Below are 5,578 nucleotides of genomic sequence, written 5' to 3' on the forward strand. Positions count from 1 at the left end.
ACCCACAGTTCGGTGGGCCTCGGCCGGTTCGGGCGCCACTCCGCCACCAGGGTCAGCGGCGGGGTCTGGGGCCGTCCTCTCCTGGTGTCCGACACCGGTCCCCGGTACGACGGACCGGGCACCGGGGAGAGTCTGGGCCAGTGCACCGGCAGCAGTGACAGCAGGCTGGTGCGGGTGATCGGGGGGCCGACCGGGTCCACCCACTCCACCGGCCGCCGCCGCGACGGGACCAGTCCGGCCAACCGCTCGGCGGTGGCCGCCACCGTCCGGGCGCCCCCCGACAGTTCGGGCGCCAACAGGTTCGTGCCGCCGCTGACGCGCAGCATGAAGGGCAGCCCCGCCGCGGACAGCGCGCGGATGACGGGTGCGGGGGCCACCTCCCTGGCGTCCATCACCACGGGTCTGGGGGTCAGCCCCCAGCCGGCCGCCTGCGCCACGACCCCGGCCGCGATGGCGTCGGGGGAGGCCACGCGCAGTTCGTCGGGGATCGCGACGCGTCGGCGCAGGTCGTCGTCGCCGAGCCAGTCGTCGCCGAGGGACAGCTGCCAGTTGACGGGGGCCGAACCGTGGTCGGCGGCGAACCACAGCCCCCAGCTGTGCTGGCAGTTGACGGCCTGCCCCAGGTGGGGGACGTAGCGGCGTTCGACCCCCACCGACTGCGTCCCGGCCTTCGGGACCACCATGGGGCGCACCACCCAGGCACGCGGCCCGAGGTCACGCTCCAGCCGGTGGGCGAGCCGGACGCGCAGTCGGGACCAGTCCCAGGTCGAAGAGCTGATGAAGTGGTGCAGGCTCTGCTCGGCCGCGTGCTCCCCGGTGTGGGCGGCCAGGCCGCGCATGGTCTTGCGGCCGGGGACGGTCAGCAGTCCGCGCACGTACATGCCGCCCTTGTGCCGCTGATCGCTGCGGCGCAGCGCGGACAGCACCTCCGAGACGAGGGAGGCGTCAGGGCCGATGTCCGAGTCGGCCGCGGGGGGGTCGCGGTCCGCCGCCCACGCGGCCGGTCCGGTGATGGCGGGTGCGGTGGAGGTCAACGGCGCTCCTCACGGGGCTGATGGCCCGCTGTGGGTCGGGGCCTTGGCGCCCTCCACCCTTCCGAGCGCCGCGCTCCGACCCCAGGTGCGCCGACGACCCATTTCACGATGCTTCCTGGGACGTTCCACCGCTCTGGAAGGCACGGCGCCGGACGGATATCCGTGGGGTGTGCCCGGAGCACCGCAGCCGGGCCTTTCCGTCCGTTCTCATCGCCCTCGACCGGTGGTCGCACCACCGGTCGAGGGCGATGAGAACGGACGCTTCGGAGCGCCCAGGGGTCGCGAGCACGGCCCTTTTCCACGGCGGACCACCGTGTTTTCCCACGGGCGAACCCGGGCGAGCATCGGAAACCTGCAACGTTTGAGCAGTACAGCGGGGTAATCGGCCCGTGATTCACCGCCACGGCGCACACCGCGTCCGCTCTCCCCCTCCGCACGGGGGTGCGGGACCACCGCCCCTCGGTTCCGGACCGGATCAGCGGTCGCGTGTGACGCGCGTGTGATCGGAATCCGGATGATGTCAGGTGACGGCCCCGACCGCCCTGGAACCGAGCACCTCTACCAGTTCCTCGCGTTTATCTCCCGCTTACACAAACCACCCCGGGCGAAACTTGGCGGACTCACCAGGGCGTTCACCGGAAATACCCGACCGCTGCCCGGCCAACGGAATGCGAACGGGGAAACCGGGGCCGCCGACTCCAGTGGACAGCCGACAAAAGGGATGGCAGCATGACGCGGGCGAAAAATACCGACGTTCCCTTTCTCTGGAAGGAAGGAACTTGACGTTCCGTCGCACCCAACCGCACGGAGGAGCCCGTGGCCGGAGCGGCGGGAGCCGCCCCGGAACACGGCACCGGACCTCGGCGCAACGGCCCGCCGAGCACGACGGCCAGGGCGGAGGAACCGGGAATCCGCAGCCACACGGCCGGCCGGGGCGGGGAACGGCCAGGCGGGAGTGGGGGCAGAACTTCTTCCGGTCCGCCGCCGTGGCACGGCGCTTCGCCCGGCAGATGGACGGCGCCGACGACCGGGCGGCCGCCCTCATCGAGATCGGCCCCGGCTCCGGACGCGTGACCCGGGAACTGGTCGTCCCCGACCGTCCCCTCACCGCGGTCGAGATCGACCCCCACTGGGTCCGGCACCTCAGGGAACGGGCCCTGCCGAACCTCACCGTCGTCAACCGCGACTTCCTGGACTGGCGTCCGCCCAAGGGACCGATGCGGTTCATCGGCAACCTGCCCTTCGGGACGGGGACCACGATGCTCCGCCGCTGCCTGGAACTCGGCCCCGACCGCTTCCTGGAGGGCGTCTTCCTCCTCCAGGAGGAGTACACCCGCAAACGCGTCGGCGGCTACGGCGGCAACCTGTTCAACGCGCAGTGGGCCCCCTGGTACGGGTTCCGCCGCGGACTGCGCTTCCCTCGCCACGACTTCCGCCCGGCCCCCCGCACCGACACCGAGACCCTGCTGGTGTCGCCCCTGTCCGAACCGCTGGTCCCCTGGCGACAGCGCGTCGCCTACCAGCGGTTCGTGGACGGACTCTTCAACACCGGCCAGCCGACCGTCGGGCAGGCCGCCCGCGCGGTGGGCGGTCGGGGAAACGCCGCTTGGCTGCGGGCGGCCGGCGTCCCCTCCGGTCTCCGGGTCAAGGACGTCACGCCGCGGCAGTGGGCCGACCTCTTCCGCGCCTCGGGCCCGCCCCCCGTCGGAGAGCGGGCCCGAGGCGGCCGCGGCCCTACCCCGCGTAGGGCTCCAGCGCGGCGGCGAGCGCGTCGTGGACCCTCGCGGTGACGCGGGTGCCGTCCCCGGTGTGCTCCTCGGCCAGGACCTCCCCCTCGTCGTGGATCCGGGCGAGGAGGTCACCCCTGTCGTAGGGCAGCAGCGCCGCCACCTCGGTGTCGGCCTCCGACAGCGTCGACACGATCCGCTCCAGCAAGGCGTCGACGCCCTCACCGGTCCGGGCGGAGACCACCACGGTGTCGGATTCGGCGGCGAGCAGGGGGCGCAGTGCCTCCTCCGGGACGGCGTCGGCCTTGTTGACCACCACGAGTTCCGGCACACGGGCACCCCCGATGTCGGCGATCACCGCGCGGACCGTCGCGATCTGGTCGAGCGGATCGGGGTGGGAGCCGTCGACCACGTGGAGGATGAGGTCCGCCTCGGTGACCTCCTCCAGGGTGGACCGGAAGGCGTCGACGAGGTGGTGGGGCAGCCGACGCACGAAACCGACGGTGTCAGTGAGTGTGAAGCCGCGTCCCCGGTCGGTCTCCACCCGGCGCACGGTGGGGTCCAACGTGGCGAAGAGGGCGTTGCGCACCAGGACCTCGGCTCCGGTGAGGCGGTTGAGCAGCGAGGACTTCCCGGCGTTGGTGTAGCCGGCCAGGGCGACCGAGGGGACCCTGTTGCGTTCGCGGCGCTGACGGCGCAGGTCGCGGGCGACCCGCAGCTGCTCGATCTCCCGCTGGACCTCGGCCATGTCGTCACGCAGGCGGCGCCGGTCGGTTTCGAGCTTGGTCTCACCGGGGCCGCGACTGGCCAGACCGCCGCCGCCCCCGCCGCCCCTCTGGCGCGCCAGCGACTGCCCCCAACCGCGCAGCCGCGGCAGCATGTACCGCATCTGCGCGAGCCGCACCTGGGCCTTGCCCTCCCTGGAGGTGGCGCGTTGGGCGAAGATGTCGAGGATCAGGGCGGTCCGGTCGATCACCTTGACCCGAAGGCGCTCGCTCAGGCGCGCCAGCTGCGCGGGTGAGAGCTCACCGTCGAACACGACGGTATCGGCGTCGGCGCTCTCCGCCAGGTCGGCCAGCTCGGCGACCTTGCCGGAGCCGATGAAGGTCGCGGGGTCGGGGCTGGACCGGCGCTGGGTGAGACCGTGCACGACCCGTGCCCCCGCGGTCTCGGCGAGCGCGGCCAGTTCGGACAGGGAGCGCTCGGCCTCCTCCGCCGTGCCAGTGGACCACACGCCCACCAGCACCACGCGTTCGGCCTCGTCCCGGTCCGCGCCGGGGGAGGCCGGACTGACTGGACTCAGGTCGTGCTCGGCTCCGCTGTCCGGTGTCTCAGTGTCCAGGGCGTCGGCGATACCGGTCGGGGCGGTGGCGTCGCCGTCGGTGTTGCCGGTGTGGTCTGTGGCGGGCATAAGCATCCTTTCGGACGGGATCGGTTCCAGGGTCGTGCGCGGCGTCCGGCCGCTGGGAGCGCCGTGGCTCCCGGAGGTCGGGGGCGCGCGGCCGGTCAGGGATCGCCTCACCCCTGCCACGCCTCCGGTGCCTCTCCACCGGCGCCGACCGGTGGGAACACGGCCGCCAGCTCCTCGTGCTCCCGTTCCCCCAGCTCCAGTTCCAGCGCCCGCATGGCGGAGTCCAGCTGCCCGGTGTCGCGCGGTCCGATCACGGCCCCGCTGATCCCCGGGCGTGACAGGAGCCAGGACAGGGCCGCCTCGGCCGGGTCCAGGCCCGCGTCCGCGCAGAATCGCTCGTACCGCTCGACCGACTCCCGGAGCCGGGGCAGCATCCGCTGGGCGCGCCCCTGGGCCGACTTGACCGCGGTGCCCTCGGCCAGCTTCCGCAGGGCGCCGCCGAGCATCCCGCCGTGCAGCGGGGACCAGGCGAAGACGCCAAGGCCGTAGGAGCGGGCGGCGGGCAGCACCTCCAGCTCGGCGTGCCGAACGGCCAGGTTGTACAGGCACTGTTCGGTGACGAGGCCCAGGGACCCGCGACGCGCCGCGTGCTCCTGTGCGCCCGCGATGTGCCATCCCGCGAAGTTGGAGGACCCGACGTAGCGGACCTTGCCGCTGGCCACCAGCTGGTCCAGGGCCTGCCAGACCTCCTCCCACCGGGCGGAGCGATCCATCCTGTGCAGCTGGTAGAGGTCGATGTGGTCCACGCCGAGCCGTCGCAGCGACGCCTCGCAGGAGGCGATGATGTGGCGGGCGGAGAGTCCGCGGTCGTTGACCCCCTCCCCCATCGGCTCACCGACCTTGGTCGCCACGAGCACGTCGTCCCGGCGGCCCCGTCGGGACAACCACCGGCCCACGAGTTCCTCCGTGTGCCCCTTGTGGACCCGCCAACCGTAGATGTCGGCCGTGTCCACGCAGTTGACGCCCCGGTCGACGGCCGCGTCCATCAGCCGCCGCGCCTCGTCGTCGGGCACCCGCCCGCTGAAATTGACCGTTCCCAGCCACAGGCGGCTGACCCGGGTCGCGCTGCGCCCCAGCGGTACGTACATCTCTGTCCTCCCGTCTCCGGTCACGCTCGGTCGGCTCCCTTCCCCGCTCCTTCCGGCCCCGTACGGGCCAGTGCGCCGACCACGGCGGCGATCCCGTCCCCGAGCCGCACTCTGGGGCGCCACCCGGTGGCCGCGACGAACGCGGAGGGGTCGGAGTCCGGGGTCCGGAAGTCGCCCGCGTCCGCGTGTTCCGGCGGCTCCACCGGGACCACCGCGACCCGTGGACGTCCGGTGCGCTCGGCCGCGGCCTCGGCGACAGCGCCGAAGACCTCGTCGAGCCGGTGGCCGTGCCCCGTCCCCACGGTCCAGGCGCTCCCG

The 5,578-nt window shown here is 73.1% G+C and carries 4 protein-coding genes and 1 pseudogene; 1 reads left to right on the plus strand and 4 read right to left on the minus strand.

What is annotated here, in order from left to right; all coding sequences use genetic code 11:
• Window positions 1-1,034, minus strand: a 1,034-nt coding sequence (locus tag D471_RS35655; protein WP_017600731.1) for an IS701 family transposase, incomplete at its 3' end; no start/stop codon positions are given.
• A gap of 668 nt (window positions 1,035-1,702) precedes the next feature.
• Between D471_RS35655 and erm the strand changes: the two genes are divergently transcribed.
• Window positions 1,703-2,824: a 23S ribosomal RNA methyltransferase Erm gene (gene erm / locus D471_RS35660; protein WP_083924292.1), complete on the plus strand. Its 1,122-nt coding sequence runs from the start codon at window positions 1,703-1,705 to the stop codon at window positions 2,822-2,824.
• On the opposite strand, the gene hflX is transcribed toward erm, so the two are convergent.
• The 3 genes and pseudogenes from hflX to D471_RS40380 form a co-directional block, all read right to left on the minus strand.
• On the minus strand, window positions 2,769-4,172 hold the full coding sequence (gene hflX / locus D471_RS0122665) for a GTPase HflX (RefSeq protein WP_017600733.1): 1,404 nt from the start codon (window positions 4,170-4,172) through the stop codon (window positions 2,769-2,771). The two genes, erm and hflX, sit on opposite strands and share 56 nt — an antisense overlap.
• Before the next feature lie 107 nt (window positions 4,173-4,279).
• The gene (locus tag D471_RS0122670; RefSeq protein ID WP_017600734.1) at window positions 4,280-5,260 is read right to left on the minus strand and encodes an aldo/keto reductase; all 981 of its coding nucleotides are present in this window, start codon (window positions 5,258-5,260) and stop codon (window positions 4,280-4,282) included.
• Between the two features lie 20 nt (window positions 5,261-5,280).
• Window positions 5,281-5,578: pseudogene (locus D471_RS40380) on the minus strand (hypothetical protein); the annotation flags it as partial.

It is taken from the genome of Nocardiopsis lucentensis DSM 44048 (assembly GCF_000341125.1).
Classification (GTDB): Bacteria; Actinomycetota; Actinomycetes; order Streptosporangiales; family Streptosporangiaceae; genus Nocardiopsis; species Nocardiopsis lucentensis.

Coding starts and splice junctions, on each gene's coding strand:
- D471_RS0122670 (WP_017600734.1), bottom strand. CDS start 5,260: ATGTACGTACCGCTGGGGCGCAGCGCGACCCGGGTCAGCCGCCTGTGG.
- hflX (WP_017600733.1), bottom strand. CDS start 4,172: ATGCCCGCCACAGACCACACCGGCAACACCGACGGCGACGCCACCGCC.
- erm (WP_083924292.1), top strand. CDS start 1,703: ATGCGAACGGGGAAACCGGGGCCGCCGACTCCAGTGGACAGCCGACAA.